General features: G+C 65.5%; 24 protein-coding genes and 1 pseudogene. 11 read left to right on the top strand and 14 right to left on the bottom strand.

Annotation, left to right across the window (positions count from 1 at the left end; genetic code table 11):
* Nucleotides 1-3,687: a GAF domain-containing protein gene (locus FHW64_RS30300; RefSeq protein ID WP_184532343.1), complete on the bottom strand. Its 3,687-nt coding sequence runs from the start codon at nt 3,685-3,687 to the stop codon at nt 1-3.
* Nucleotides 3,688-3,832: 145 nt separating this feature from the next.
* On the opposite strand from FHW64_RS30300, the gene FHW64_RS30295 reads away from it, so the two are divergent.
* From FHW64_RS30295 to fabI, 8 genes are all read left to right on the top strand, one after another.
* Nucleotides 3,833-4,711, top strand: coding sequence for an RNA polymerase sigma-70 factor (locus FHW64_RS30295; protein ID WP_184532341.1), 879 nt, complete (start codon nt 3,833-3,835; stop codon nt 4,709-4,711).
* A gap of 85 nt (nt 4,712-4,796) precedes the next feature.
* A complete protein-coding gene (locus FHW64_RS30290; RefSeq protein ID WP_184532338.1) occupies nt 4,797-5,276 on the top strand; it encodes a carboxymuconolactone decarboxylase family protein in 480 nt (159 codons plus the stop codon).
* A gap of 150 nt (nt 5,277-5,426) precedes the next feature.
* Nucleotides 5,427-6,368, top strand: a complete 942-nt coding sequence (locus tag FHW64_RS30285; protein WP_184532336.1) for a bifunctional enoyl-CoA hydratase/phosphate acetyltransferase — start codon at nt 5,427-5,429, stop codon at nt 6,366-6,368.
* Nucleotides 6,365-7,549 (top strand): acetate/propionate family kinase, encoded by a 1,185-nt coding sequence (locus FHW64_RS30280; RefSeq protein WP_184532334.1) that lies wholly within the window; start codon nt 6,365-6,367, stop codon nt 7,547-7,549. The genes FHW64_RS30285 and FHW64_RS30280 overlap by 4 nt, the downstream gene beginning before the upstream one ends.
* Nucleotides 7,550-7,627: 78 nt before the next feature.
* On the top strand, nt 7,628-7,933 hold the full coding sequence (locus FHW64_RS30275) for a hypothetical protein (RefSeq protein WP_184532332.1): 306 nt from the start codon (nt 7,628-7,630) through the stop codon (nt 7,931-7,933).
* 39 nt (nt 7,934-7,972) lie between these two features.
* Entirely contained in the window at nt 7,973-8,539 is a 567-nt protein-coding gene (locus tag FHW64_RS30270) for a GNAT family N-acetyltransferase (protein ID WP_184532330.1), read from the top strand.
* A gap of 11 nt (nt 8,540-8,550) precedes the next feature.
* Entirely contained in the window at nt 8,551-10,992 is a 2,442-nt protein-coding gene (locus FHW64_RS30265; RefSeq protein WP_184532328.1) for a DUF3141 domain-containing protein, read from the top strand.
* Nucleotides 10,989-11,771: an enoyl-ACP reductase FabI gene (gene fabI, locus FHW64_RS30260; RefSeq protein ID WP_184532325.1), complete on the top strand. Its 783-nt coding sequence runs from the start codon at nt 10,989-10,991 to the stop codon at nt 11,769-11,771. Before FHW64_RS30265 ends, fabI begins: the two co-directional genes overlap by 4 nt.
* A 13-nt stretch (nt 11,772-11,784) precedes the next feature.
* On the opposite strand, the gene FHW64_RS30255 is transcribed toward fabI, so the two are convergent.
* The 10 genes from FHW64_RS30255 to FHW64_RS30210 all read right to left on the bottom strand — a co-directional run bounded on the left by FHW64_RS30255 (nt 11,785) and on the right by FHW64_RS30210 (nt 22,367).
* Nucleotides 11,785-12,282: a hypothetical protein gene (locus FHW64_RS30255; RefSeq protein WP_184532323.1), complete on the bottom strand. Its 498-nt coding sequence runs from the start codon at nt 12,280-12,282 to the stop codon at nt 11,785-11,787.
* A 42-nt stretch (nt 12,283-12,324) separates the two neighbouring features.
* Nucleotides 12,325-13,299, bottom strand: a complete 975-nt coding sequence (locus FHW64_RS34590) for a hypothetical protein (protein WP_260306483.1) — start codon at nt 13,297-13,299, stop codon at nt 12,325-12,327.
* Nucleotides 13,300-13,851: 552 nt separating this feature from the next.
* Nucleotides 13,852-14,895 carry a 4-hydroxy-2-oxovalerate aldolase gene (dmpG, locus tag FHW64_RS30245; protein WP_184532321.1) on the bottom strand — a complete coding sequence of 348 codons (1,044 nt, stop codon included), beginning with the start codon at nt 14,893-14,895 and terminating at the stop codon, nt 13,852-13,854.
* Between the two features lie 15 nt (nt 14,896-14,910).
* The gene (locus FHW64_RS30240; protein WP_184532319.1) at nt 14,911-15,858 is read right to left on the bottom strand and encodes an acetaldehyde dehydrogenase (acetylating); all 948 of its coding nucleotides are present in this window, start codon (nt 15,856-15,858) and stop codon (nt 14,911-14,913) included.
* Nucleotides 15,859-15,885: 27 nt separating this feature from the next.
* A complete protein-coding gene (locus FHW64_RS30235) occupies nt 15,886-16,686 on the bottom strand; it encodes a 2-keto-4-pentenoate hydratase (RefSeq protein ID WP_184532317.1) in 801 nt (266 codons plus the stop codon).
* A gap of 16 nt (nt 16,687-16,702) precedes the next feature.
* Nucleotides 16,703-17,653 (bottom strand): MBL fold metallo-hydrolase, encoded by a 951-nt coding sequence (locus tag FHW64_RS30230; RefSeq protein ID WP_184532310.1) that lies wholly within the window; start codon nt 17,651-17,653, stop codon nt 16,703-16,705.
* Between the two features lie 34 nt (nt 17,654-17,687).
* On the bottom strand, nt 17,688-19,232 hold the full coding sequence (locus FHW64_RS30225; protein ID WP_184532308.1) for a bifunctional 3-(3-hydroxy-phenyl)propionate/3-hydroxycinnamic acid hydroxylase: 1,545 nt from the start codon (nt 19,230-19,232) through the stop codon (nt 17,688-17,690).
* A gap of 29 nt (nt 19,233-19,261) precedes the next feature.
* Nucleotides 19,262-20,503 (bottom strand): MFS transporter, encoded by a 1,242-nt coding sequence (locus FHW64_RS30220; protein WP_184532306.1) that lies wholly within the window; start codon nt 20,501-20,503, stop codon nt 19,262-19,264.
* 33 nt (nt 20,504-20,536) lie between these two features.
* On the bottom strand, nt 20,537-21,391 hold the full coding sequence (gene bphD, locus FHW64_RS30215; RefSeq protein WP_311733404.1) for a 2-hydroxy-6-oxo-6-phenylhexa-2,4-dienoate hydrolase: 855 nt from the start codon (nt 21,389-21,391) through the stop codon (nt 20,537-20,539).
* Between the two features lie 52 nt (nt 21,392-21,443).
* Nucleotides 21,444-22,367 carry a VOC family protein gene (locus FHW64_RS30210; RefSeq protein ID WP_184532302.1) on the bottom strand — a complete coding sequence of 308 codons (924 nt, stop codon included), beginning with the start codon at nt 22,365-22,367 and terminating at the stop codon, nt 21,444-21,446.
* A 206-nt stretch (nt 22,368-22,573) separates the two neighbouring features.
* Between FHW64_RS30210 and FHW64_RS30205 the strand changes: the two genes are divergently transcribed.
* The gene (locus tag FHW64_RS30205; RefSeq protein WP_184532300.1) at nt 22,574-23,257 is read left to right on the top strand and encodes a TetR/AcrR family transcriptional regulator; all 684 of its coding nucleotides are present in this window, start codon (nt 22,574-22,576) and stop codon (nt 23,255-23,257) included.
* 38 nt (nt 23,258-23,295) lie between these two features.
* On the opposite strand, the pseudogene FHW64_RS34585 reads toward FHW64_RS30205, so the two are convergent.
* Nucleotides 23,296-23,478, bottom strand: a pseudogene (locus FHW64_RS34585) (hypothetical protein); the annotation flags it as partial.
* Nucleotides 23,479-23,529: 51 nt separating this feature from the next.
* Nucleotides 23,530-23,808, bottom strand: a complete 279-nt coding sequence (locus tag FHW64_RS30200; RefSeq protein WP_184532298.1) for a helix-turn-helix domain-containing protein — start codon at nt 23,806-23,808, stop codon at nt 23,530-23,532.
* Between the two features lie 53 nt (nt 23,809-23,861).
* On the opposite strand from FHW64_RS30200, the gene FHW64_RS30195 reads away from it, so the two are divergent.
* Together FHW64_RS30195 and FHW64_RS30190 are read left to right on the top strand one after the other, a co-directional pair.
* Entirely contained in the window at nt 23,862-24,089 is a 228-nt protein-coding gene (locus tag FHW64_RS30195; protein ID WP_184532296.1) for a hypothetical protein, read from the top strand.
* Complete coding sequence (locus tag FHW64_RS30190; protein ID WP_184532294.1) at nt 24,086-25,018, top strand: LysR family transcriptional regulator; 933 nt, start codon at nt 24,086-24,088, stop codon at nt 25,016-25,018. The genes FHW64_RS30195 and FHW64_RS30190 overlap by 4 nt, the downstream gene beginning before the upstream one ends.
* Here FHW64_RS30190 and FHW64_RS30185 read toward each other — a convergent pair.
* Complete coding sequence (locus tag FHW64_RS30185; RefSeq protein WP_184532292.1) at nt 24,993-25,904, bottom strand: LysR family transcriptional regulator; 912 nt, start codon at nt 25,902-25,904, stop codon at nt 24,993-24,995. The two genes, FHW64_RS30190 and FHW64_RS30185, sit on opposite strands and share 26 nt — an antisense overlap.
* Nucleotides 25,905-25,965: the final 61 nt, after the last annotated feature.

The following is a 25,965-nucleotide window of genomic DNA, read 5'->3' as shown; positions in this document are numbered from 1 at the left end:
TCATCGGTCCTTTCGTGCGGGCACGCTGTTGAGTGCCTCGACGAGCCGGTCCACCCGGATCGGCTTGGTGAGGTAGTCGTCCATGCCCGCTGCCATGCACATCTCGCGGTCGCCCTGCATCGCATTCGCGGTCATCGCGACGATGCGCGGGCGCGCGGGTGCGGCGAGCATCGTGCAGATCTGTCGCGCGGCATCGAGCCCGTCGAGTTCCGGCATCTGTACGTCCATCAACACGACATCGTAGGCTTGCCGCTGCACCGATTCCACCGCCTCGATGCCGTTGGACGCGAGATCGGCGCGGTAGCCCATCTGCTGCAGCAGGCGCAGCGCGAGCTTCTGGTTGACCGCGTTGTCCTCCGCGAGAAGGATGCGCAGCGGATGCCGCGCTCCCATCGAGGGATCGAGCTGCGGCTTCGGCGCCGCGGTCGGCGCGGGCCGGGCCGATGGGTCGCGCACCAGCAGGCCGGCGAGCGTGTCGAAGAGCTGTGACTGGTGGATCGGCTTGGAAAGATGGGCGCTGAAGACCGATTGGCCATCGCCCGTCTCGCGCCGACCGATGGAACTGAAGAGGACGAGCGGCAACGCGGCATGCTTTGCACGGATGCGCTGCGCGAGCTCGAGCCCATCCATCTCCGGCATGTGCATGTCGACGATCGCGACGTCGAATCGTTCGCCGGCATCGAGCCACTGAAGCGCTTCGAGCGGCGATGCAGTCATGCGCGAATCCATGCCCCACTTGGCGGTCTGCAGCGACAGCACGCGGCGGTTGGTCGCGTTGTCGTCCACGATGAGGAGCCGCTTGCCCGCCATCTCGGGCTGCACCCCGAGGAAGTCGCGGCGACGGCTCGGTGGCAGGCCGGCGACCGGCGCCTCGATGGTGAAGAAGAAGGTCGAGCCAGTGCCCGGCCCGGCGCTCTCGACCCACATGGTCCCGCCCATGAGTTCGGCCAGCCGCTTGCTGATCGCCAAGCCCAGACCTGTACCACCGTATTTGCGCGTGGTGCTCGAATCGGCCTGCGAGAACGACTGGAACAACCTGCTCTTGCCTTGTTCCGACAGCCCGATGCCGGTGTCGCGCACCGCGAAGGTCAGTCGCACATTGCGATTGGGCAGCTTCTCCGAGCTGACGGAAACGACCACCTCGCCGCGCTCGGTGAACTTCACCGAATTGCTCAGCAAGTTGAGCAGCACTTGTCGCAGCCGCGCAAGATCGCCGCTGACCGCATCGGGCACGTCGCCTTCGAACACATAGGCGGTGTCGAGGTCCTTCTCGGTGGCGCGTGCGCTCACGAGATCGAGCGCGGTCTCCACGCAGTCGCGCAGGTCGAAGGGATGCGACTCGATGTCCATCCGGCCGGCCTCGATCTTCGAGTAGTCGAGGATGTCGTTGATGATGGTCAGCAGCGCATCGCCCGACTCGCGGATGGTGGAGACGTAGTCCTGCTGCTCGATGTCGAGTTGCGTGTCCAGCAACAGCCCGCTCATGCCGATGACAGCATTCATCGGCGTACGGATCTCGTGGCTCATGGTTGCGAGGAAGGCGCTCTTGGCTTCGTTCGCGGCCTCGGCGGCCACCCGCGCTTCCTGCGCCTGCTTGAAGAGCGCGGCGTTCTGGATCGCGATGACGGCCTGGTCAGCGAAGGTCTTCAGGAGCCTGATCTCCTTGTCCGCGAACCGGCCGACGGGTTGGCGGGTGACGTGGATCGAACCGATGGAGCGGCCTTCCCACATCAGCGGCGCGATCATGATCGCGTAGCTGCCGACCTTCTCTGCGATCTCTCGCATGAACGGAGGCAGGTGCGATTTTTCGGCCATCACGTCAGGGATGTGCATCACCTCGACGTCCGCCAGGAACCGGTCGCTCTCCCGCTCGTGCTCCGGCGGTCGCGGGTAGTGCCTCTCCAGCACCTCTCGGGCCGAGCCGCGATGCGCGCCGAGATGGACCAGGCCGTCGTAGCCGATCAGCGCGATGCCCATCTGCGAGCTGGAGAACAGTCGCTGGCAACTCTCGAGGATCTTGTCGAACACCGGCTGCGCATCTGCCATCGACCCGCTGATGACCTGCAGCACATCGCTGGTCGCGGTCTGCTGCTCGAGCGCCTCGCGGGTCTCGTTGAAGAGGCGCACGTTCTCGATCGCGATCACCGCCTGGTCGGCGAAGGTCTGCACCAGCGCGATCTCTGCCGCCGAGAAAGGCCGGACCTGGTTGCGCAGCAGCGAGATCACGCCGATGGCCCGGCCGTCGCGCAGCATCGGCACCGCCAGCACCGTGCGGAAGCCGTTGCGCGCCTGGAGCTCGCGGACGTCGGGGTACTCCGTGTCGATCAGCGGCACGACGTCTTCGACGTGCACGCAGCACTGGTCGACAAAGCACCGTCCGCCGATCGAGGTGCGGCGTAGCGGCAGTTCGAGCCCGGCGCCGTCGCCGCCATAGCCCGGCCCGTAGCTGGTCATGGCGCGCAGGCAGTCGCCAGCGGCCAGCCACACCCGGCTGCCCTCGGCGCGGCACAGCAGCCCGGCGCGCTCGGCGACGGTATCGAACACCGGCTGCACGTCGGTCGGCGAGCCGCTGATGACCTTCAGCACCTCCGACGTGGCGGTCTGCCGAGCGAGCGCTTCCTGCGTTTCGTCGAACAGGCGGGCGTTCTCCAGCGCCGCGCCCATGGTCGCGGCCACGGTTTCGAGGAGCTGGATCTGTTCGTGCCCGAAGGCGTATTCGCGCTCGTGGTTCTGCAGCCCGAGCGCACCGAGTACGCGGTCCCGCCCGAGGATCGGCACCGCCGCAAGCGAAAGCGCCCAGTCCGTGCCCGGGTGCGGGGCAAGCCCGATCCGGGTCTGTTCGTCGCGCGTGTTCAGGACACCCACCTCGCGGCGCAGCAGGATGCGCTCCAGCGGCTCGCCGGGCTGAAGCAGGCGGGCTTGCGGCAGCGGCAGGGGGCGGTTGTGCTCGTAGCGGTAGAGGGCCTGCACGAGCTGGGTCTTGTCGTCCCACCACAGGATCGTGACGTCGCCGGAGTCGAAGACCTCGCGCAGCTTGTCGCCGACCATCTGGACGATCGCCGAAAACTCCAGCCGCGCCGCGATGCCGTCCTGGATCCGGTCGATCAGCGAGAGCGCGCCCGCGTTCTGCGCGAGTTCGGCGCTGCGCGCGGCCAGCGTGCTTTCGAGCCGCTCGCGGGTGCGGACGCCGGACAACACGGCGGCCGTCTGGGCCGCCAGTGCCGAGAGCGCCTCCTGGTGCGTTTGCTCGAAGCGACCCTCGGGACCTTCGACGTCGGCATAGAGAAAGCCCGTCAACTCGTCTTGCGCAACCAGAGGCGCGATCAGACACGAGCGCTGGGCCGCCGGCCTGGCGCCTTCCGGGCCATGGCGAAGGCGGGTCGAGCGGGTGACGCGAGCTTCGGCCAGCCAAGGTCCGATCGCGCGAAGGAGTTCGGTGGCCTTTTCGCCGCGCGGCAGTTTCGACCCGGTGATGCGCGGGCCGTCCCCTGTTTCCAGCACCAGCAACACACGTTGCGCACCGAGAAGCGCCTTCACCTCGCCGACGACAAATCGCTGCACCTCGGCAGTGCTGCGCAATGCGCTCATTCGAAGCCCGGTTTCGACCAGCCGCCCGAAATCCGCGCGCGCCCCCGCCGGTGCGCGCCGTGCAAGCCGCGACGAGGGCCGGGACCGGGACTCTGTCATGGGGCGTCTGCCTCCTGCGATCGGGTGGGGGAGTGCGCCGGGGCGCATACGGCGTGGAGTCTAGCGGCGTCCTGAATCGGCGTGGCAAGATCGCACGCCCCGGCCGGACGTCACAAAACGCCTGCCTCGAACGTCTACGCGAGATATGGACGATTCAACCCGCACTTTTGACCAGCTCCGCCCCCGCCTGGAAGGCATCGCCTACCGCATGCTCGGCTCGATGGCCGAGGCCGAGGAAGTGGTTCAGGACGTCTGGCTGCGCTGGCACGAGACCGACCCCGAGACGCTGGAGAGCGCCGAGGCCTGGCTGGTCACCATTGCCACGCGCCTGTCGATCGACCGCCTTCGCAGCGCCAAAGTGCGCCGCGAGCACTACGTCGGCATCTGGCTGCCCGAGCCGATCCTGACCGATTCGCCGCCCACGCCGGACCAGATGCTGGAGCGGGCGGACGAGGTGTCCACCGCCTTCCTGATGCTGCTGGAGCGCCTGTCTCCGGAGGCGCGTGCCGCCTTCCTGCTGCGCGAGGTGTTCGATGCCGACTACCCGCAGGTGTCCGAAATGATCGGCAAGAGCGAGGCCGCCTGCCGCCAGCTCGTGCACCGCGCGAAGGCGCAGCTGCGCGAGGAGCGCCCGCGCTTCGACGTCTCGCCCGACGCGCACCGGCGGCTTCTCGGCGACTTCGCGGCGGCGATCACAGACGGCAACCTCGCGGCGCTGAAGTCGATGCTCTCCGAACGGGCCGAGCTGATCGGCGACGGTGGCGGCAAGGTGCCGAGCTTCGGCAAGCCGCTGGTGGGCAGCCAGCGCATCGCGCAGCTCTATTTCGCGAGCGCGCGGCGCTTCGGTTCGGCGCAGCGCGTCGAGATCGCGAACATCAACGGGCAGTGGGGTCTGCTGCGCTTCATCGACGGGGTGCTCGAATCGGCGCAGTCGTACGAGACGGACGGGCAGCGCATCCTGCGCATTCATGTTCAGCGCAATCCTGACAAGCTGGCGCGGCTCGCGGCGATGCTTCCGCACTGATTGCGGCCCGCCTGTCACAACGGCGCGGGCTCGAACGTCTTCTGGGTATGGCGCACACGGTGTGTGCCTCAAACCCGGAGAAACCATGACCCAACGCATCAACTACTTCCAGCAATCGCCCGAACTGGCCAAGCGCTTCATCGCTTTCAGCAACGCACTGAAGGAAAGCAGGATCGACCGCACCATTCACGACCTCGTCAACATCCGCGCATCGCAAATGAACGGTTGTGGCTTCTGCCTCGACATGCACGTCAAGGAGGCCAGGATCCACGGCGAGCGCGAACTGCGGCTTCATCACGTGGCGATCTGGCACGAATCCACGCTGTTCAGCGCCAAGGAGCGTGCTGCACTGGCGTGGACGGAGGCACTCACCCATCTGCCGCCGCACGGGGTGTCCGACGAGCTCTTCGAAAGTGCACGCGCACATTTCTCCGAGGCGGAGTTGTCGGACCTCACCTTCCTCGTGATGGCCATCAACGCATGGAATCGTGCGAACGCGGCCTTCAAGACGCCGCCCGGCTCGGCGGACAAGGCGTACGGCCTCGAGAAGGCCAACCTGAGCTGACGCAGAGCGGGCGCTACATGCGCTTACACGCCATCGTGATGGTCGCGTTCCGACGTCGTGTCAGTTTGATGTTCGTCACAGAAGTTGCGTTGACATTGACGTGTTCGCGACACACGATGTCTCCTCCTGGCCTGCTGGAGGAATCTCCCGATGGAGAACAAGCATGAGAAGTACCAACGCCTGATCGCGGCCTGCCGGGCGTTCGATCCGATTCCGTGCGCGGTCGCGCATCCCTGCGATGAGAGTTCGCTCAGGGGCGCACTCGAAGCCGCGGAAGAGAACCTGATCGCCCCGATCCTCGTCGGGCCGGAGCAGCGCATCCGGGCGGTGGCCGCCGATTGCGACCTGGATATTTCAAGCTTCTCGATCGTCGACACCCCGCACAGCGAAGCCTCTGCCGAGGCGGCGGTGCGGATTGCGCGCGAAGGCAAGGTAGAGGCCCTCATGAAGGGCAGCCTGCACACCGACGAGCTGATGGCCGCCGTGGTGAAGCGCGAGACGGGCCTGCGCACCGGGCGGCGCATCAGCCACTGTTTCGTCATGGACGTGCCGGCACTGCATCAGCCGCTCATCATCACTGACGCGGCGGTCAACATCTTTCCGACGCTGCAGGACAAGGTCCACATCATCCAGAACGCGATCGACCTCGCCCATGCGCTCGGCAATGGTGCGCCCAAGGTGGCGATCCTCTCGGCGATGGAAACGGTGAATCCCACCGTGCCCACCACGGTCGAGGCGGGTGCGCTGTGCAAGATGGCCGATCGCGGGCAGATCGTCGGCGGCATCCTCGACGGACCGCTCGCGCTGGACAACGCGATCGACCTCACGGCGGCAAAGATCAAGAAGATCGCCTCGCCCGTGGCAGGGCAGGCGGACATCCTCATCGTGCCGGACCTCGAAGCGGGCAACATGCTTGCGAAGAGCCTGACCTTCATGGCCGGTGCGGATTCGGCAGGCATCGTGCTCGGGGCACGCGTGCCGATCATCCTCACGAGCCGCGCCGATTCGCTGATCGCACGGCTCGCCTCGTGTGCGGTGGCCGGTCTCGTCGCACGCGCGCGACGAGAGCAACCCAAGAAAGTGGTCGCATGAAGCAGCCGGGCATCCTGGTTCTCAACGCGGGTTCATCCAGCATCAAGTTCCTCTTCTTCGTCGAGCAGCGTGACGGTCTGGCGCCTGTGGTGCGTGGCCAGGTCGAGGGGCTGCACACCGCACCTCATTTCATTGCCCGCGACGGCGAGGGGCGCGTGGTCGGCGAGAAACGTTGGGGCGAAGGCACCTCGTTGGGGCATCAGGGTGCGGTCGCGCACCTTGCCGAGTTCCTTCGCAGTGAAGGTTCGGACTACGAACTGCACGCGGTCGGCCACCGTGTGGTGCACGGCGGCATGGAGCATGTCCAGCCGGAACGCGTCACGCCCGAATTGTTGGCGTCGCTCGAAAAGCTGGTGCCGCTCGCGCCGTTGCACCAGCCGCACAACCTCGCGCCGATCCGGCTGCTGCTCGAACATCAGCCGGGTCTACCGCAGGTCGCCTGCTTCGACACCGCTTTCCATGCAACCAATCAGGATGTCGTGCGACGCTTCGCGATCCCTTCGGAACTGCACGACGCGGGCGTGCGCCGGTACGGCTTTCACGGGCTGTCCTACGAATACGTGAGCACGGCGCTGCCCGCGCACGATCCGGTTGCGGCTGCGGGCAAGGTCGTGGTGTGCCACCTGGGTAACGGTGTGAGCATGTGCGCGATCGACGGCGGCCGCAGCGTTGCGAACACGATGGGCTTCACCGCGGTCGAGGGGCTTCCGATGGGCACGCGCTCGGGGTCACTGGACCCGGGTGTGCTGCTCTACCTGATGGACGAGCGCAAGATGGATGCGCGCGCGATCGAGAAGCTGCTCTACAGCCAGTCGGGCCTGCTCGGCATGTCGGGCATCTCCAGCGACATGCGCAATCTTCTCGAATCGACCGATCCGCGCGCGAAGACGGCCGTGGATGTCTTCGTCTACCGCATCCGTCGCGAACTGGGGTCGCTCGCTGCCGCGCTGGGTGGGCTCGATGCGCTGGTCTTCACCGCCGGCATCGGAGAGAACAGCGCCGCGATCCGCGAGCGCGTGTGCCGCGATGCCGCCTGGCTGGGCATCGAACTCGATTCGCAAGCCAACGCCAGCCGCGGTCCGCGCATCAGCACCGCCGGCAGCCGCACGGCGGCGTGGGTCATTCCGACGAACGAGGAACTGATGATCGCGCGCCATACCCGGCGCGTGGTCGAGGGTTAGGTTCATGCGCTTTTCATGGTCAGGCACGAATCTCGCGACTAGACTGAACGACCATCTCTTTCACCTATGGGGGCTCTTATGACGGATACACCCAGAGAAAGCGTCTGGACTCACCAGATCGACGATGTCCTGTCACAGATCATGCGGGAAGCATCGATCTGCCAGGTGAAGATGATGGACCCCGGCGTCATCGAGGCCGTGCTCAAGAACAACGACTCGGTCTGCGGGCACCAGAACCCGCTTGCCTTCAAGAAGCTGCGCGAGGCGCTGATGATGGGCTTCATGGTGCGCGAGAAAGCTTACGACGTGCTAGGCCCGATCGAGGCACAGGCGCTGATCGACACCATCCGCGAGCGGCTACGCCAACGGATGGAACACCACTGAGTCCGGCACCCCCCACTTCGACCCCTGGAGTAAAGCGCCATGGGCGACAGCAGCGACGACATGCAGCTCCGCCGCCGGATTGCGCTGCGCGACGGCACGCCCGCGCTCATCCGTCCGATGCGCCCCGATGACCGGGGCCGCATCGTCGCGGCATTCGCGCAACTCGACCCGAGCTCGATCTACACCCGCTACTTCACGCATGTGAAGGCGCTGCCCGAAAAGACGCTCGATCGCCTGAAGGACATCGACTTCGAGCACCTCGCAGGCCTCGCGGTGACGATCGGGGAGGGCGATGACGAGACGGTCATCGGAAGCAGCACGTACGTGGTCTTCGACACGCCCGATGGCGCGAGGGCCGCCGAGGTGGCCTTCACGATCGAAGAGGACTACCACTCCAACGGCCTCGCGACGCGCCTGCTCGAAACCATGATCGAGATCGCGCGCAGGCACCGCATCGTGCGCTTCGAGGCCGATGTGCTCGCCGACAACGCGCCGATGCTGGCGGTGTTCAATCGATGCGGGCTTCCGATGCGCAAGCGGCGCGATGGCGGTGTCACCCACATCGAAATGGATCTCGCGGCTGCGGCCGCACCCGATTGCCAATGAAAGGAACACACATGCCCGTCCGCCAACAGGGACTGACAGAGTCCGCCGAGCGCGCCGCCAGGCTCGCCCGGCTGTATCAGCATCGCACGCAGGTGGCGCAGAAGCGCTTCAAGGATCGCGTGGAACAAGCCGGACTCGCATGGCCGGTCGATGCGAGCAGTGCGCGGCTGCCGACTTGGGAGTTCTGGAACGACTGGGCCAGGTACGTGGTCGATTCGTCCCAGCGTTCGGTGCTCTTCCTGGACACGCTGCGTCAGCGCGGCAACAACTACCTCGAGCATGAGAAGGCCGGCCGGCCGCCGCTCCTGCATTTCGAATGCGAGATGGTGCTCGATGCACGTGGATTCACGCGGCCCGTCAACTACGCGCTGGTGCGCATCGTGCCGCCCAAGGGCGTGACGGTCGATCCGAAGAAGCGGCCCTACGTCATCATCGATCCGCGTGCCGGGCACGGGCCCGGCATCGGCGGCTTCAAGGATGACTCGCAGGTCGGCGTGGCGCTGCGCGCGGGCCACCCGGTGTACTTCGTGATCTTCTTCCCCGATCCGCAGCCCGGGCAGACGCTGCCGGACGTGTGCACCGCGGAGCAGATCTTCGTTCGCAAGGTACGTGAACTGCATCCCGACAGCCTCAAGCCGGCGATCGTCGGCAACTGCCAGGGCGGGTGGGCCGCGATGATGCTCGCGTCGTCGGACCCCGACGACACCGGCCCGATCGTCATCAACGGCGCGCCGATGTCCTACTGGGGCGGCGCGTTCAACGAAGGCGAGACGGAGAACCCGATGCGCTATTCGGGCGGCCTGCTCGGCGGCAGTTGGCTCTCGTCGCTCAGCGCGGACCTGGGCAATGGCGTCTTCGACGGTGCGCACCTGGTGTCGAACTTCGCGAACCTCAACCCGGCCAACGCGCTCTGGGACAAGTACTACAACCTCTACGCCAAGATCGACACCGAGCCGCCGCGCTTCCTGGAGTTCGAGCGCTGGTGGGGCGGTTTCTACCTGATGAACCGGGAGGAGATCGACTGGATCGTCCAGAACCTGTTCGTCGGCAACAAGCTCTGGTCGGGCACGATGGGCAGCAACGGCAAGTCCTTCGATCTGCGCGAGATCCGTTCGCCGATCGTGTTGTTCGCATCGATGGGCGACAACATCACGCCGCCGGAGCAGGCCTTCAACTGGGTGGCCGACGTGTACGGCTCGACCGACGAGATCAAGGCGCGCGGGCAGGTCATCATCGGTTTGCTGCACAAGAACATCGGGCACCTGGGCATCTTCGTCTCGGGCAAGGTCGCGACGAAGGAGCATGCACAGATCGTCGAGGTGCTGGAGTCCATCGAGGCGCTGCCACCGGGCCTCTACGGCATGCACATCGAAGAGATCGGCGACGGCAACGGCAAGGTCCGCTACGAGGTGAGCTTCGTCGAGAAGCAACTCGAGGAGATCGCGGCGCAGTTCAACCGCTTCGAGCGCAAGGACGAGGAGCCGTTCGAAGCCGTGGCGGAGATGTCTGAGTTCAACCAGAAGGCCTATGAGCTTTTCGCGCAGCCACTGGTGCAGGCGATGTCGAACGAGACCACCGCCGAGATTGGCCGCCGGCTGAATCCGATGCGGCTGGAGCAATCGATTCCGTCGGATCGCAACCCCTGGTTCGCGTGGGTCGCTCCGATGGCCGAGGTGGTGCGAGGCGCGCGCCAGGCCGCGCCCGAAGGCTCGCCGTTCAAGCAGGCCGAGCGAGTGGCTTCGACATGGATCAGCGCGTCGCTGGACTACTACCGCGACATCCGGGATGCGGCGAGCGAAGCGTTGTTCTTCCAGACCTTCGGCATCCTCTTCCCGGCGCTGCATCCGGGCATGCGCAAGCGCGACGCCAAGGCGAGCCAGGAGACGATCTCGCCGCGCGATCAACCGGTGGTGCAGGAAGCGCTTGCAGCGATCGGGCAGGGAGGCTACGCCGAGGCACTGGCGCGGGCTGCGTGCCTGCTCGCGCGCAGGGGCGAGCCGCTGCCGCTGGCGCGCGTCGAACTCAAGAGCCAGCTCGCGCGCGAATACGCGGACCTGCTCCCGCCGTTGAGTGCGGAAGCGTGGCATGCCATCCGTGGCCGGCAGGAACTCATCTGCCGCTACGAGCCGGAGCGCGCGCTGCAGACGCTGGCCGGCCTGCTGAAGTCGGCCGAAGACAGAGAACGCTTCGTGGACCTGCTCGACCGCCTGCTGGCCGATCCGCGCGTTTCGGTGATTCGCGCGACACCGGCGCAGGAAGCCACTTACGAGCGCATCCGCGAGGTACTGCCCTCCGCGGTCACGCGGCAGCCGCTGCTCGCCGCCGCGCGGAAGCGAACCCGCACACAGTCATCGACGAGTGCAGCCAAGCCCAAGACCAAGACCACGAAGACCGTGAAGGCGGCTTCTCCGGCGCGGGCTGCGGCCAAGACCACACGGGGAGCGCGCAAATGAGCTACGGCACGCCACACCCAGTCCTCAAGGACGCCAAGGCACTGGTGGTCGGCGTCGCCAACGAACACTCGATCGCCTATGGATGCGCGCGCGCGTTCCGCGAGCTCGGCGCGGATCTCGCGCTCACCTATCTCAACGAGAAGGCGCGAGGCTACGTCGAACCGCTCGCCAAGCAGCTCGATGCTTCCATCCTGATGCCGCTGGACGTGAGCGAGCCCGGACAGCTCGAAGCCGTGTTCTCGCAAGTAGAGCGCTCGTGGGGCAAGCTGGACATCCTCGTGCATTCGATCGCATGGGCGCCCAAGGACGATCTGCAGGGTGGCCTGCTATCTTGTTCGGCGGACGGCTTCGCGAAGGCGATGGATGTCTCGTGCCATTCCTTCATCCGCATGGCGAAGCTCGCTGCGCCCTTGATGCGCGACGGCGGCACGATGATCGCGATGAGCTACTACGGCGCCAATCGTGTGGTGCCGAACTACAACGTCATGGGCCCTGTGAAGGCTGCGCTAGAGGCCTCGTGCCGCTACCTGGCCTACGAGCTGGGCGGGAAGGGCATCCGCGTGCACGCGATGTCGCCGGGGCCGCTCAAGACGCGCGCGGCATCGGGGCTGAAGGACTTCGACTTGCTGCTTACGGAGGCGGCACAGAAGGCGCCGGTCGGCGAACTGGTCGACATCATGGACGTCGGCTTCGCCTGCGCCTACCTCGCCACGCCTTATGCGCGCCGCATCAGCGGCGAGACGATCTACGTGGATGGCGGCGTGCACATCATGGCGTGAGCCCGCCCGCCGCTCAGCGTCTGATGAAAAACACCACCGCTGCCGCAATGATCACGAGCACCGTGGTCACGACGAGCCAGCCCATCGGCATCCTCTTGTCGCGGCGCAGCGTTCGGTAGTTCTCGAGCCGCGCCGGCAGCGTGCGGACCTCGTCGAGGTCGCGATAGGGTTCGAAGCGTTCGTCCTGCTCGACCTTTTCGAGGATGCGCTCCAGGGCAGCGGGGTCGTCGTGATGGCGTTCGACCGCCGCCTTCTGGCCCTGTGACTTCTGGACGTGGGCCAGGAACTGCCACCCATCGGCCGTGAATCCGATGTCCTCGCCGTGGACCGCGAGCACACCGGAATCGATCAGGCCCTCGACGCCGCGGCGTACCGCCGGGCGCTCGTTGACCGGGACAGTGGCCTGCAGGCCCGTGCGTGACGTTCGATCGGCGCCCGAAGCACAGCGGTTTCGCACGAGTTGCGCGAGTACACCAGCGAATGTGGCGCGATCGGTCAGGGCACTGGGCATGCATTTCCCTCCATCAGGGTTCCATGCGGCGAGGCATGTCCGTCAACGATAGCCGCTCTCGTTCGGGTTGTGAATGATCCAGATGAGATTGCCGCTCGAGAAGTCGCCCATGCCGCCGCCCGCGAAGATCAGCCGGCCCTGGCCCTTGTAGGTCATCTCGAAGCGATGGCGATCGCTGCCGAAGTAGAAGGGGATCCACGCCTTGCCCGTGATGTAGGCGCCCTGGTCGGTCGGCTGGCCGGCGAGGTCCGTTACCTGCCTGAGCGACATGCCGATCTGCAACTGCGTGAACTTCGAGTTCTTCGCGGGGATGCCGGTGATCTCGCCTTCGAAGTCGTTGATGCCCTTCACGGTGCGGCCGCTGCCGGCTTCGATCTTCGACGAATCGATCACATTGCCCTGCGCATCCATGCCGGGCTTGGCGCCGCCCTTGCCCGCAGCAGGTGCAGGCGCGGGTGTCGCGGCAACGGGCGTCGGTGCTGCTGCGGGAGCCGGTGCAGCCGCCGGCGCGCTGGCTTGCGTTGCAGTCGGCACGCAGCGATCGAGGTCGACCGCGATGATGTCCGCGTCGGTGCGATAGGCGTACTTCACGATCTTCGCGGTCACTTCGCCGCCGCTGAATCCGGCCGGCGCATTGCGGCAGAAGAAGTACGTGTCGTCCGAGCCTTGCACCGCATAGGCGTTGGCGGGGACGCGGCCACCTTCATTGCTCTTCGCAAGCTCGAGTTCCACCGACTTGCCCACGAGCCGCTTCGACGCTGCGGCATGGCTGCCTGCGCTGCGCGCCGTCTTCTTCACGTCGTCGTAACTGAGCGGCTGCGGGCCCTTGCGCACGGTCTTCGCAGCTTCGGGCTTGACCGGTGCGGGGGCCGGCGCTGGCGCCGGAGCCGCTGCAGGCGCCGGTGCGGCAGCCACGGGTTCTGATTCAGCCTTCTTGGACTGTGTCGCGCAGCCTGCAATCAGGACGGATGCCGCTGCCGCGATGGCGCAAGCGGTCGATGGGAACCTCAGGATCACGATGAGAAACTCCTTGTTACAGAGAGTCCGATCCTAATCGTGATTCATGGTTGGTTCACCTTGCGCTGCACGAAGGTTGTTCAAGACCAATTTAGTCATAAACGGCCCAATACAGTCGTAAACGAGCCATTTGAGTCGTAAACGAATTGGCCAGTGGATCAATATGCGGAGATCGAGGAGTTGAGACGCCTGGCCGACCGTGCCAGGTATCTAGCGGCTCGGTACCGACTCCTTTGCCGGCTGCGCGCTTCTGGCGCTCCGGTCGCTGACTGCCCGAGTGCCGAGGAGTTCGAGGCCGCGGCCCTGCTCGGGAACACGGCGTTAAAAATTTCCCGGACCGATCCTCACGACCACACGCCTTCGCGACGAGCGAGGCCGTAACAGAGGACACATCCGCGAGAAGCCTGGGCTGTTCGGCGGCGACATGCTAGGGGTGGTAGAAGCGATCGTTCGGTAAGGGCACCCGGATGCCTCAAAACAACCGGCCGACTGGCCTTGGGCGCAGCCAAAGGCAGCGTAGAGCATGTCCCGAGAGCCTGGCTTAGGCATTCTTCATAGTGCCGTCGCCACGGCGCCCCCCCGCGCCTTCAGGAGGTCCAGCGCGACGTCGACGATCATGTCTTCCTGTCCACCGACCATGCGGCGGCGGCCCAGTTCGACCAGGATGTCGAAGGCGGATAGGCCATACTTTTGCGCTGCAGCCTCGGTGTGTCGCAGGAAGCTCGAATAGACACCTGCATAGCCCAGCGCCAGCGTTTCGCGGTCCACACGTACGGGGCGCTCTTGCAAGGGTCGCACGACATCCTCGGCCGCGTCGATGAGCTTCCTGACGTCACATCCGTGGTTCCATCCCATGCGATCCACTGCGGCAACAAAGACTTCTAGTGGTGCGTTACCGGCTCCTGCGCCCATGCCGGTCAGACTGGCGTCGATGCGGTCGCAACCGTGCTGCAATGCAACGATCGAGTTCGCAACGCCAAGCGACAAATTGTGGTGTGCGTGCATGCCCGTTTCAGTCTCAGGGCGCAACGTGTCCTTGAAGGCTTTGAACCGGTCCCCCACGTCGCTCATGTTCAGCGCGCCGCCCGAATCCACCACGTAGACGCATTGCGCGCCGTAGCTCTCCATCAAACGGGCCTGCTCCGCCAGGTGCTGCGGCGTGGTCATGTGGCTCATCATGAGGAAGCCGACGGCGTCCATGCCCAGAGCGCGGGCGCACTCGATGTGCTGCCGCGAAACGTCAGCCTCAGTGCAGTGGGTCGCAACGCGGACGACGCGCGCACCGGCCGCGTAGGCGTTCTTCAGATCATGAATCGTGCCGATGCCGGGCAGCAGCAGAGTGGCCACGCGGGCATGGCTCACGGCACCGGCCACGGCCTCGATCCATTCCAGGTCGGTGTGTGCGCCGAAGCCGTAGTTGAAGCTCGATCCCTGCAGCCCATCGCCGTGGGCCACTTCGATGCTGTCCACCCGTGCGTCGTCCAGTGCCTGGGCGATGCGTACTGCTTGCTCCAGCGAGTACTGGTGCCGGATCGCGTGCATGCCATCACGCAGGGTGACATCGGAGATGTAGATCTTCTTGTGTTTGTCGAACATGGGTTTCTCCTGCCGTCAGCGGGCGAGTTGGCGAGCCGCCAGACGATCGGCTGCGGCCAGGGCCGCGCTGGTCATGATGTCGAGGTTGCCAGCATAGGCCGGCAGGTAGTGAGCTGCGCCCTCGACCTCGAGGAAGATCGACACCTTCAGGCCCGGCTGACGGGCGGTGCCTTCCGGCCGTGGAGCGCGTTCGGCGTCCATGCGCTCGAACTGCACTTCCTGCTTCAGGCGGTAGCCCGGAACATACTGCGCGACGGCCGCGGCCATCTCGCGCACCGATGCGCGAATCGCTTCCTGGTCGGCCTTGGCGTCCGCCAGGCAGTAGACCGTGTCGCGCATGATGAGCGGGGGCTCTGCGGGATTGAGCACGATGATGGCTTTGCCCCGGCTTGCGCCGCCGACCTCCACGATGGCGCGTGAAGTGGTCTCGGTGAATTCGTCGATGTTGGCACGCGTGCCGGGGCCGGCCGACTTGCTCGCGATCGAGGCGACGATTTCCGCGTAGTGCACCGGAGCAACGCGTGAAACGGCACGCACCATGGGGATGGTGGCCTGACCCCCGCAGGTCACCATGTTGATGTTGGGCGCATCCAGGTGGTCGTCCAGGTTGACCACCGGGACCACGTACGGGCCGATGGCCGCGGGAGTCAGGTCGATCACCCGCACGCCGAGGGCCTGCAGGAACGCGTTGTGGTGCGCATGGGCGCCAGCGGAGGTCGCGTCGAAGGCGATGCCGATGTCAGAAAAGTTCGGCAGCTCTTGCAGACCTTCGATGCCTTTGGCAGTGACCGGCACGCCCAGTCGGGCGGCGCGGGCCAGTCCGTCGGACGCGGAGTCGATGCCGACCATCGCGCCAAGCTCCAGGTGCTTGGCATGACGCATCAGCTTGATCATGAGGTCGGTGCCGATGTTGCCGGAGCCGATGATGGCGGCGCGAATCTTCCGCCCTGTTGGGGATGTCATTGGGATCACTCCAGATGGATGGCGGCTTCAACGAGCGAACACGGCGCGAACTTCGCCCAGTCCGTCGATACGCGCCGTGAAGCGGTCGCCGGCTTCAGCCGGCACCATGGGACCAAGCGCGCCGCTCATGAGGATGTCCCCAGCGCGCAAGGGCGTTCCCATGCGCACCATCGTGTCGGCAAGCCATGCTGCTGCATTGAGCGGGTTGCCCAGGCAGGCAGCACCCGTGCCGGTGGATACCGGTTGATCCCCACGCAGCATGCTCATCGCGCAGCCAGAAAGATCGAGCTCACGCAGTGGCACGGGCCGTGAGCCGAGAACGAACAACCCGCTGGACGCGTTGTCGGCGATGGTGTCTGCCAGTCGAATGTCCCACCGGTCGATGCGGCTGCCCACCACCTCGATGGCGGCGACTGCATAGGCGCATGCGCTCATGACGTCGGCCAGGGTGTGCTTCTCGTGCGTCAGATCGCGCTCGAGCACGAGGGCGATCTCCGCCTCCACTTTGGGTTGAAGCGTGCGGGTCAGTGCAATCTCTTCGCCATCGCCCACGGCCATCTGTGCGAACAGCGTGCCGAAGTCGGGCGCGTCGACGCCCAGTTGCCGCTGCACCGCCAGCGAGGTGAGTCCGATCTTGCGGCCGACGATGCGTTGTCCGTCGGCAATGCGCTGCGCGGTGTTGCATTGCTGAACGGCGTAGGCCGTTGCCACGAGGTCGTGACCCTGGGCGGCTTCCGCAACGAGTTCGCGCACGGGTGCGATCGACTTGCTTGCGGCTTCGGCCTCGCGCAGCCGGCGCGCAATGTCTGCAATGAGTTCCTGATTCATTGAGAACCTCCGCCCCTCATTCGAAGACCATCAGGTCGCGCGCCACCATGACCGGGCCCTTGAAGTACTTGTGCACGCCGTCGGTGTAGCGTTCGTCGGGCTCGTCGCCGCCGGGTACCAAGTGCGTCAGAACGACCTTTTTCACCTTGGCGTCCTGTGCCAGCCGGCCGATGTCTTCGGGCACCGTGTGCTCGTCGATCATGTGGCGCATCATTCCGTCGGCCACCGGATCGGGCACGTGTTGACGCCGCATCATCTCGCGGGTTAGCGGCAAGTCGATGACCTCGTGCACCAGCAAGTCCGCATCCTTGGCGAAGCCGGTCAATGCCGGACAGCGCCCGGTGTCGCCGCTGAACACGACGGTCTTGTCCGGTGTCTGGATGCGCAATGCATACGATCGGTCCTTGGGATCGCGCTTCTTGTCGGCGTTCGGATCGGTTCCGTAGTGGCAGTTCTCCTGGGCCGTGACGCTGATCAGATCGTCCTTGAAGACAAGGCCATTGCCCTGAATGTCGTGCGCGTGAAAGGCCTGTTCGGGCGGCATCTTGTCGCTCTTCGAATCAGCCTGACGAATGCGTGCATTGACAGAGAAGTACTGCAGGAAGCCCTGCATCATGGATTGCGCGCTCGGCGCATAGACGTCCACCGGCCAGATATTCAGGTCCCACTGCAAGCCCAGCAGCGAGCCCCAGCCGGCGTTGTGGTCGTCGTGGTCGTGGGTGATGAAGACCTGGTGGATGCGGCGCAGATCGATGCCAGCCGCGTAGAGCTGGCGCACCACCCCGTCGCCTGCGTCGATGACATAGACCCGGTCGCGCACGATCAGTGCGTTGGCCGGCTGCGATCGCGTGGTGGAGGGCAGCGGCCCGCCCTGCGTACCCAAGGTCACGAGTCGCGTCTGCGCGAATGAGCTGCCGGCGAAGGCCGCGGCCAACAGCGCCACGCCCATGAGGGACTTCAGTTTCATGCGGATCTCCATTCAGGAATTTCGGTGGCGCGGTTCATGCGGGCACGGCCAAGCCGGAGACGTCGGCCGCGGCGACGAAGCGGTCCGGGCGCAGGGCCACGGCGCGCGCCTGGTACTTGCGCAGCCACGGGCCCAGCACGCCTTCGAGGTCAACCAGTTCGTCGGGACCTTGGGTATGCCGGTCCTGCGGGCGCACGGCGATGTAGCGCGCGCCCAGCGCATCCCAGCCGGCCTTCTGTTCGGCCGTGAGGAGGGTGGCGGGATCCACGTCGTCACCCAGCAGCACGAAGCGGTGGCCCAGCAGCGTGTCCAGCCTCGCCATCACGCCGCGCGTGTCACCCATCGTCGGCTGCGGCGCCATGCGGCCAACGATGCTGGTGTCGGAGAGTGGGCCGCGCAGCCAGCCGCTGGCCAGCACCGGCGGCGCGATCATCGGCGGCTCGGGCGGGTTCGCTGGGTCGGGTGGCGGGGCGTTGAGGGCGGCCTGCTCCTCCTCGCTCAGCTCCTGCTTGATGACGCGGCCGAGCTCCACTGCCAGCTGGGTGAAGAAGGCCGCGTTTGGGCGCCGCTCGGCCTCGTAACTGTCGAGGAACTGGGCCGGCAGTTCTCCCTTGAGCACACCGGCCAGCTTCCAGCCGATGTCGTAGGCGTCCCGCATGCCGGTCTGCATGCCCGCGCCAGCCCATGGCGGCATCAGGTGCGCCGCATCGCCAGCCAGGAAGACGCGCCCCACGCGCCACGTGTCGGCCATCCGCGTGTGGTGGCGATAGAAGGCGTGCTGGTGAATCTCCACGTCGTCCTCTGTCACGCCGAGGGCCTTGAGCAAGGGCCAGACCTGTTCGTTCGTCTGGAAGTCGGCTTCCGTCTCGCCGGGCTTGAGCGGCAACTCCCAGCGGTGGTTACCAGCGGAGAGGGCGATGTCCACAACCGGCCGCTCCTTGTCCGACCAGAAGGTCAGCAGGTTCCGGTCGGGCCACCAGCGCTTGACACGGCAGTCGATGACGATCCACTGCACGTCCAGCGTGTCGCCGAGCAGCTTCACGTCGAGCATGGAGCGCGTCGCGCTGCTGCCGCCGTCGCAGCCGATCGCGTAGCGCACTCGCACGTCTGTCGTGGTGTCAGTCGCCAGATCTCTTGCGCTCACGGTGACACCGTCGTCGTCCTGCGCGAGCCCAGCGAGTTCCATGCCGTAGCGAACGTCGATCTCCGGACGCGACGCCGCACACTCCCGCAGGGTCGCTTCCATCGTCGGCTGGTAGATGTTGAACTGCCGCGGCGTCACGCCCAGCGTGGACGGCGGCAGCTCGATGCGCATGATTTCCGTGCCGTCGTACCGCATCCATCGCAGCGCGCGCTGGGGGTCGATGCACTTGAGCACCGGCTCGTCCACGCCCAGGTTCTGGAAGATGCGCATCGTCCAGTCGTTGACCGTCACGGCGCGCGCGCGTGGGTAGATGTCCTTGTGCCGCTCGAAGACGATGGACGAAATGCCGTGTTTGGCCAGTGTGAGCGCGGTGATGAGACCGGTCGGGCCGTAGCCGACGATGGCGACGTCGGCGTCGTAGCGTTGTTCTTGCATGGGGTATCTCTCTGAAGTGAAGGGCTGCCTCAATGCGGCAGCGGGATCTGGGCATGGGTGCCCACGGCCTCGGTGGGTCCGCGCTTGAGCAGCGTCAGCAGCGCAAAGCCGAGGGAGACGACCGCGCAAATCGCTGACAACCAGCCGATCGACGCGAACAGGCTTCCGGCCTCGGCTGCCAGCGCCGCCACGACCAGGGGGCTGAGGAAGTTGCCGAGGAAGAAAGCGGCCATGTAGCCTCCGGCGCCGCGACCGCGCTGCGCAAAAGGCAGCCGGACCATGATCCAATTCAGCATCAGCGGCATGACGATGCCGCCGCCGAAGCAGGCCACGAAAGCACCGGCGATCAGCACGTTGGTGTCGGCCACGGTGGACACGATGTAGAAGCCGGCGGCGATGATCGCGAACGAGAGGACTATCAGCCGGTTGATGGCCCAGCCCGACAGCCGATGGAACACGAAGGCTCCGAACGGCACGCCCGCGTTGGCAATCGCGCTGCCGATCCCGATGACGGCCGGTGTTGTGACGCCCCGCGCCGTCAGCAGGAAGCTGATCTGGATCGTGATCACGAAATACATCACCGCCGTGAACAGAGACATCGCGCAGATGTGACCGATCTGACGCCACGGGAATGGCAGAGCTTGCACCTCACGGCCAGGCGCTTCGACGCGCTCCTGAGGCTCCCAGACGAAGGCGGCGATGAGCGGCAGGAAGAACACCGCGCAGCCATACACGAGGAAGGGCGTTCGCCAGCCCGCGGAGAACCCGCCCAGCACACCGCCCAGGGCGAACATCGCCACCGCGACGATCGAGGCGGAACCCAGCTGGATGGTGAGCCACTTCTCGCGTTCCTTGCCCTGGAAGTAGTCGGCGGTGAGGGCGGTCGAGATCGTCGTGATCGCAGCTTCCGCGATGCCGACGACGACACGCGTCGCGAGGATCGCGTAGAGGTCGTGCAGGAAGAAGGGCATCGCGCCAGCGACCGCATAGACGGCGATCGACAGCATGTACAGACGCTTTCTTCCGACGACGTCGACCACCGCGCCCATCAGCGGGCCAAGGAGCGCGATCATCAAACCGGGGATCACCAGCACGATCAGTGTGAGCACCTCGGCGTGCGGCTGGTCGGCGAACGCCTGTTGCATGAAGGGCAGGACTGGCGCGATGAGCACGGCGCCGGCCGATGCCAGCCAGCAGGTGGACACGAGTAGCCAGCCGTGCAGGTTGGTCGCGCTGTGCGCGCTTGGTCCGGACTGAACATTCGACAGCATGGTTGTCTCCGTTCTTTTCTTGGGCTGTGAGGCTCAGTCCTTGAGGAAGTCGATCACCAGCCGATTGAATTCACCGGCGTGCTCCCACTGGGCCCAATGGCCGCACTTGGGCAGGACGTGCAGGCGCGCATCCTGGAAGGTGTTGACCATCCGCAGGCCGTGATCGAGGGGAACGAAGCGGTCGTCGCGGCCCCAGGTGATCAGCGTCTTGTGGGCGATTTCGGGGAAGCGGGCCGACAGGTCCCACCGGCTGTGGGGGCAGAGCTTCGAGCTTTCGACGAAGTTCTTCAGGTGGTTCAGGTTCGACTGGATGTTGTTCCACCGGCCCTGGCGCAGTTCATCGGTGATCGCCTCGGGGGCGTAGACGAACACTTCCAGCATGGCGCTGAAGTTCTCGGGGGTGGGCTGCGCGTAGAGCTTCATCATGCGCTTGACGCCCTCGCTGAGCTGGGGCTGGAAGATGCTGGGGCCTTGCGCGCCCGGGCCCATGAGCACCAGACGGTCCATGCGCTCGGGAAACTCCAGCGCGAAGCTCATTGCCGAGGCGCCGCCCATCGAGTTGCCGACGAGGTGGGCCCTGTCGATGTCCAGCGCATCCAGCACGCCCTTGGTGGCGCGCGCATTGATCAATGGGCGCGAAACGTCGGTGACGATTTCGCCGGACTTGTTGAAGCCGGGGCTGTCGATCAGCAGAACGCGATGGCCGGCATTCACCAGCGCCTCGATGTTGCGGTAGTAGTTGCTCCAGCCGCTGGCGCCGGGGCCGCCACCGTGCAGCATGACGACCGCCGGGCCGCTGCCGGCGTCGTTGACATGGATCCTGAAATTCTCCAGGCCGGGTTCGTTGATGGTGACGAACTTGCTGGTGCTGGCTTCGGTGAGGGTCATGGACATGGCTCCAGGGAAGGGACGTGTGGGTGGTTGAAGGATTCGTGTGGGCTCAGCGCGCGGGCTGCGCCGGGGCGTGCGGCGGAGGATTCATCGCGTGCCCCCAGTCGCTCAATTCGGTGTAGCGCTTGACCTCCCAGGTGCTGTCGTCGACGACGATGCCGCCGGCGCCGAACTCGATGGCGAAGCCGGACGGCGCGACCATGTAGAACGAGAACATCTGGTCGTTGGGGTGGTGCCCAAGCTCCATCAGGATGGGCACGCAGGCACGCTTGCAGCGGTCATATGCCATGCCCACGTCATTGGGGTCGGTGCACTCGACCATGATGTGGTGGATGCGCTTTGGGGCCGGGAATGGCGCCTCGGCGATCGCCATGGAATGGTGGCGGCCACTGCGGGCGTGAAAGAAGGTCACTTCGAGCTTTACACCCGGCGCCGCATCGCCGGTGATCGTGTCGCTCAACTGCAGGCCAAGGATGTTTTCGCAGAACGCCTTGGCTTGCGCACTTTGCCTGGGAACGGTCACGAAGTGGCCCGCGCCCAGCCGCCCCGTGCTGAAGGCGCCGCGCAGCGCCGACGAGCGGAAGGCGTCGCGGGTATGGGCACGATAGGCGGTGCTGTAGAACTCGTGGCGGATGCCATCGGGGTCTTGGCAGACGAAGAGACGCGCGACGCGGCGCTGTGCGGCCGCCTGCTCGTTCTCTTCGATGACTTCTACGCCGCGGGCACGTGCCTGATCCACGAAAGCATTGAGCGCCGCGTTCGATTCGAACTCCCAACCCGCAGCCAGGAAGTCGTCGAGGTCACTCTGGAGCAGCAGGATCCGCTGCTCGTAGTCATCCATGCGCAGGCCGAGCGACTCGCCGGGCACTCGCGCACCGACCTGCAAACCCAGCACGTTGACAGCAAATTCTTCCCAGGCCGTCAGGTCACTGACTCCAAGGACCATGTACCCCAAGGTCGACACGCTCTGCATTGGCTTTTCCTCATTGCGTAGTTCACGGGCCGGCGGTCGGGCTTCTGGCCGCCGGGTTCATGGCTGGGAATCGTACCGATTGGTCCAAAACATTCGCCTAGGGGAAACCAGTATTGAACCGATCGGTACAAAATAGGAACTGCAAATGTGGAACAGCACTGACCCACCCTATGATTTGGACGATTGAAAAAGGCCCATACCCAGGCATGGAAGAGACATCGATACAAGGCAATCGGCGCGGTAGGCGCTCCCGGCAAGAGATCCTCGACGCGGCGGCGCGCGTGATGGCGGCGCGCGGCTATGCGGGCACGGCCATGTCGGCGTTGGTGGAAGCCACGGGGCTGCCCAAGAGCGCGATCTATCACCACTTCGAATCGAAAGCTGGCTTGCTGTCAGAGGTGATGGCGCGTGGCGCGCGCGCGTTCTTCGACGCGATGCGCGAAGCCCATCGTGAGCCGCCCGTTGGCGGCTCACCGCGTGAGCGACTGGGCTGGTACCTGCAGAAGACCGGGGAGGTGTTCATGCACCACCAGGACTTTCTTCGTCTGCAACTGGTGCTGGTGATGAGCAACGAAGCCGCAGAAGCGCCGCACGCGATGCAGACCGTGATGCAGGTACGTGCCGAGGGCCGCGACTACATGCGCCTGATGATCGCCTCTGCGTTCAGCGGGGAAGGCGAGGAAACCGCCGCGCACGTGGGCGAGCAGTTGGAGCATTTCGGCATGGTCGGCTTCGACGGTTCTTTCGTATCCATCCAGACAGGCGACCGGCGGACAATGCACCAGCATATGGAGCAGCTCACGCAGGCCATGGCGCTGATAGGTGAAGCGGCCGTGGCGCAATGGAGGGCACGGCCATCCAAGCCGGCACGCCAGCGCGGAGCGAGATAGACGCTGAAGCGTCTCGGTGGAGGCAAGCGACTTCGTATCGCCACGATCGTTCCGCCCTTGTCTCCGGGGCCCGGACCCATGTCGATGATCCAGTAGCACGAAGCGACGACTCGCATCTCATGTTCGACAACGACGGCGGTATTGCCAGACTGCACGAGTCCCTGGAGTTGAGTCATCAACTTGTCGACGTCGGCGGGATGCAGCCCCGTGGTCGGCTCGGAGGTCGCTCCGGAGAGTCGACCCCGTCGAAGCAGAACGGCTGAGCCGACATCCTACGCACTCGGGAGCGGCGAATGCATGCGCCGCTCCAGCTGTTGCCTGCGGAATTGCGCAGGCGTCATGCCGGTCCAGCGCACGAAAGCGCGCCTGAAGTTGGCAGAGTCCGAAAACCCCGTGATGAGTGCAATCTGCTCGACGCTGGCGCCCGGCCGCTGCAGGTGATGGGTCGCCATGGCGTGGCGGACCTGATCGGCAATGTTCGAGTAGGACGTGCCTTCGCCAGCGAGGCGCCTTCGCAGCGTGCGCTCGGTCATCTTGAAAGTCGAGGCCACTGTCTGAGCACCTGAACCGATTCACAGACAGTCAATCCTCAAGGGGACAAGCAATGATCCCGACCATCGTCGGGCTGGCGCGTCGCGCCCGCTCCACCTTTCAAGCACCCAAGCTCGGCCGGCGCGCGTTTTCCTCGCTGCTGATTTCGGCGTTCGTCTGCATGGGCACTTCGAGCGCGTTCGCCGCCGGCGGCAGTCTTGACGCAACCGCACGCGTGCTGGGCAAGAAGCTCGGCGAGATCCTGGGTGATCCCTCATGCTCCGGCCGTCACGCCTCATGAACCTTCAACAACTCGACCACCTGCTTGCCTTGGCGGAGACCTGCACCTTCAGTCGCGCTTCGGAGAAAGTGCATCTCACCCAGCCGGCATTGAGTCGGAGCATCCAGATGCTCGAGCAGGAGCTTGGCCTCCCGCTTGTCGACCAGATCGGCAAGCGCAACGAGCTCACGCCGTTCGGCGCGGTGGTTCTCGAACGTGCGAAGCGCATCTCCATGGAGGCGCACGAGATGCGCCGCAGCGCGGTACTTCTGACCGAGGGCGCGACTGGAACGTTGCACATCGGGCTCGGCGGGGCGCCCAGCGCGGTGTTCTCGTCCCCACTGCTGATTCACATGCTGCGCCACCAGCCGCGCGTGGGACTGCAACTGCGCAGCGGGTCGGCCGATGTGCACGGCGCCGCGCTGCGGTCGCGCGCGCTCGACGCAATGGTCGTGACCTACCGCGCCGTGGTTCCGCGCGAGGACTTGCGCATCGAGGTGCTGCCGACCATGCGCTCAGGCTTCGTCTGCCGGCGTGGGCATCCGCTGCTGAAGCGACGCAAGCTGCGCCTTGCAGACCTGCGGCGCTATCCCGTGATCTCGACTGGCGTGAGCGATGACATCGCGCGCCTTCTCGTCGAGCGCTACGGCAGCGGCGCGAATCCGCAGCGATGGCTGCATGTCACCAGCGACGAGATCGGCGCGTTGATTGAAGCAGTGCGCAGCACCGACGCCATCTTCCTCGGCGTGCTCGCGACGACGCGTCGGTTGCTCGACAGCGGCGAGCTTGTCGAATTGGCGCTGGAGCCCTCCGCCGACCTGAGCGCCCAGTTCGCCTTCATCACGCTCGAAGGCAGGACAGAAGCTCCTGCACTCGGGATCGTGCGTGAATTTCTTTCGGGGCTTGCGCAGGCGGAGAAGTCCCTCATGGCTTGCCCAACTCGGACCTGATTGCCGCGGCGAGCGCCGCTGCAGCTGGCGACAATGACCGGCCGCGCTTGGTGACCAGGGAAATGTCTCTTGAAATCACAGGGTCGTGCAGACGTCTCACCAGCAGGTCCTTGTGCCGCGACGCCTGGGCGTATGCCGTCGGCATGATCGAGGGGCCGGCGCCGGCCTGGGTCATCCACAAGGCAGTTGAATAGAACGTCACCTCGTTCGGGACATCGAGCATGACGCCCGCTTGCGCCGCCGCGCCGTCGATCATCTGACGGATTCCGTATCCCGGCCTGACGGTGATCACCGGAACGCCCTCGAGGTTTGCCCACCGGATGCGCGCTCGCGCTGCCAGCGGATCGTCCTTGCGGCAGACGAGGGCCAGGGTGTCGGTCATGATCCGCTCCGTGTCGACGTCGGCTGCCGCTCGCTCCGGCGCGCCGATACCGAAATCAACGTGCTCGCCCACGATGCGCGAGACGAACTGGTCCGGGGCGCAGTCGTCCACCACGACGCGAATCTCCGGATGCAGTTTGCCGAAGCGCCGCACCACCGCGGGAAGCAGGATCTCGCCGAGGGTGGGCGTGATGGCGAGCGACACCCGTCCGCGCCGGAGCTGTCCGAGATCCCGCAGACCAGCCCCTAGCGAGTCGACGTCGCGAAGCACTCGTTCGGCGATCGAGATCACCTCGTTCGCGGCCTGGGTGGCGCGAAGCGATCGAGTGGTCCGGTCAAAGAGTCGGGTGCCCAGCCCCTCCTCGAGCTGACGAATCAAGACGCTGACTGCGGATTGGGTGAGCGAAAGCTGCTCGGCAGCGGCGCTGAGCTTTCCGAGATGGAACACCGAGTGAAAAGCCCGGAGCTGCCGGATGCTCGGGCTGAACTTGAGGCGTTGATTCATATGAATTCATGATATCTGGTTCATTTAATTTCGATTTACTTAAGAATCGCCGCGGTGTGCA

Source organism: Variovorax sp. Sphag1AA (genome assembly GCF_014192575.1).
Taxonomy (GTDB): Bacteria; Pseudomonadota; Gammaproteobacteria; order Burkholderiales; family Burkholderiaceae_C; genus Variovorax.
Note: the sequence above shows the minus strand (reverse complement) of the source record. Positions and strands in the feature narration are given on the sequence as shown.

Bases quoted from the DNA above. Each gene is read 5' to 3' on its own strand.
- FHW64_RS30300 (WP_184532343.1), bottom strand. From the start codon at position 3,687: ATGACAGAGTCCCGGTCCCGGCCCTCGTCGCGGCTTGCACGGCGCGCA.
- FHW64_RS30230 (WP_184532310.1), bottom strand. From the start codon at position 17,653: ATGAAACTGAAGTCCCTCATGGGCGTGGCGCTGTTGGCCGCGGCCTTC.
- FHW64_RS30190 (WP_184532294.1), top strand. From the start codon at position 24,086: ATGAACCTTCAACAACTCGACCACCTGCTTGCCTTGGCGGAGACCTGC.
- fabI (WP_184532325.1), top strand. From the start codon at position 10,989: ATGAGCTACGGCACGCCACACCCAGTCCTCAAGGACGCCAAGGCACTG.
- FHW64_RS30255 (WP_184532323.1), bottom strand. From the start codon at position 12,282: ATGCCCAGTGCCCTGACCGATCGCGCCACATTCGCTGGTGTACTCGCG.
- FHW64_RS30270 (WP_184532330.1), top strand. From the start codon at position 7,973: ATGGGCGACAGCAGCGACGACATGCAGCTCCGCCGCCGGATTGCGCTG.
- FHW64_RS30240 (WP_184532319.1), bottom strand. From the start codon at position 15,858: ATGACATCCCCAACAGGGCGGAAGATTCGCGCCGCCATCATCGGCTCC.
- FHW64_RS30205 (WP_184532300.1), top strand. From the start codon at position 22,574: ATGGAAGAGACATCGATACAAGGCAATCGGCGCGGTAGGCGCTCCCGG.
- FHW64_RS30290 (WP_184532338.1), top strand. From the start codon at position 4,797: ATGACCCAACGCATCAACTACTTCCAGCAATCGCCCGAACTGGCCAAG.
- FHW64_RS30225 (WP_184532308.1), bottom strand. From the start codon at position 19,232: ATGCAAGAACAACGCTACGACGCCGACGTCGCCATCGTCGGCTACGGC.
- FHW64_RS30185 (WP_184532292.1), bottom strand. From the start codon at position 25,904: ATGAATCAACGCCTCAAGTTCAGCCCGAGCATCCGGCAGCTCCGGGCT.
- FHW64_RS30195 (WP_184532296.1), top strand. From the start codon at position 23,862: ATGATCCCGACCATCGTCGGGCTGGCGCGTCGCGCCCGCTCCACCTTT.
- FHW64_RS30280 (WP_184532334.1), top strand. From the start codon at position 6,365: ATGAAGCAGCCGGGCATCCTGGTTCTCAACGCGGGTTCATCCAGCATC.
- FHW64_RS30295 (WP_184532341.1), top strand. From the start codon at position 3,833: ATGGACGATTCAACCCGCACTTTTGACCAGCTCCGCCCCCGCCTGGAA.
- FHW64_RS30285 (WP_184532336.1), top strand. From the start codon at position 5,427: ATGGAGAACAAGCATGAGAAGTACCAACGCCTGATCGCGGCCTGCCGG.
- FHW64_RS30220 (WP_184532306.1), bottom strand. From the start codon at position 20,503: ATGCTGTCGAATGTTCAGTCCGGACCAAGCGCGCACAGCGCGACCAAC.
- FHW64_RS30235 (WP_184532317.1), bottom strand. From the start codon at position 16,686: ATGAATCAGGAACTCATTGCAGACATTGCGCGCCGGCTGCGCGAGGCC.
- dmpG (WP_184532321.1), bottom strand. From the start codon at position 14,895: ATGTTCGACAAACACAAGAAGATCTACATCTCCGATGTCACCCTGCGT.
- FHW64_RS30275 (WP_184532332.1), top strand. From the start codon at position 7,628: ATGACGGATACACCCAGAGAAAGCGTCTGGACTCACCAGATCGACGAT.
- bphD (WP_311733404.1), bottom strand. From the start codon at position 21,391: ATGACCCTCACCGAAGCCAGCACCAGCAAGTTCGTCACCATCAACGAA.
- FHW64_RS30210 (WP_184532302.1), bottom strand. From the start codon at position 22,367: ATGCAGAGCGTGTCGACCTTGGGGTACATGGTCCTTGGAGTCAGTGAC.
- FHW64_RS30265 (WP_184532328.1), top strand. From the start codon at position 8,551: ATGCCCGTCCGCCAACAGGGACTGACAGAGTCCGCCGAGCGCGCCGCC.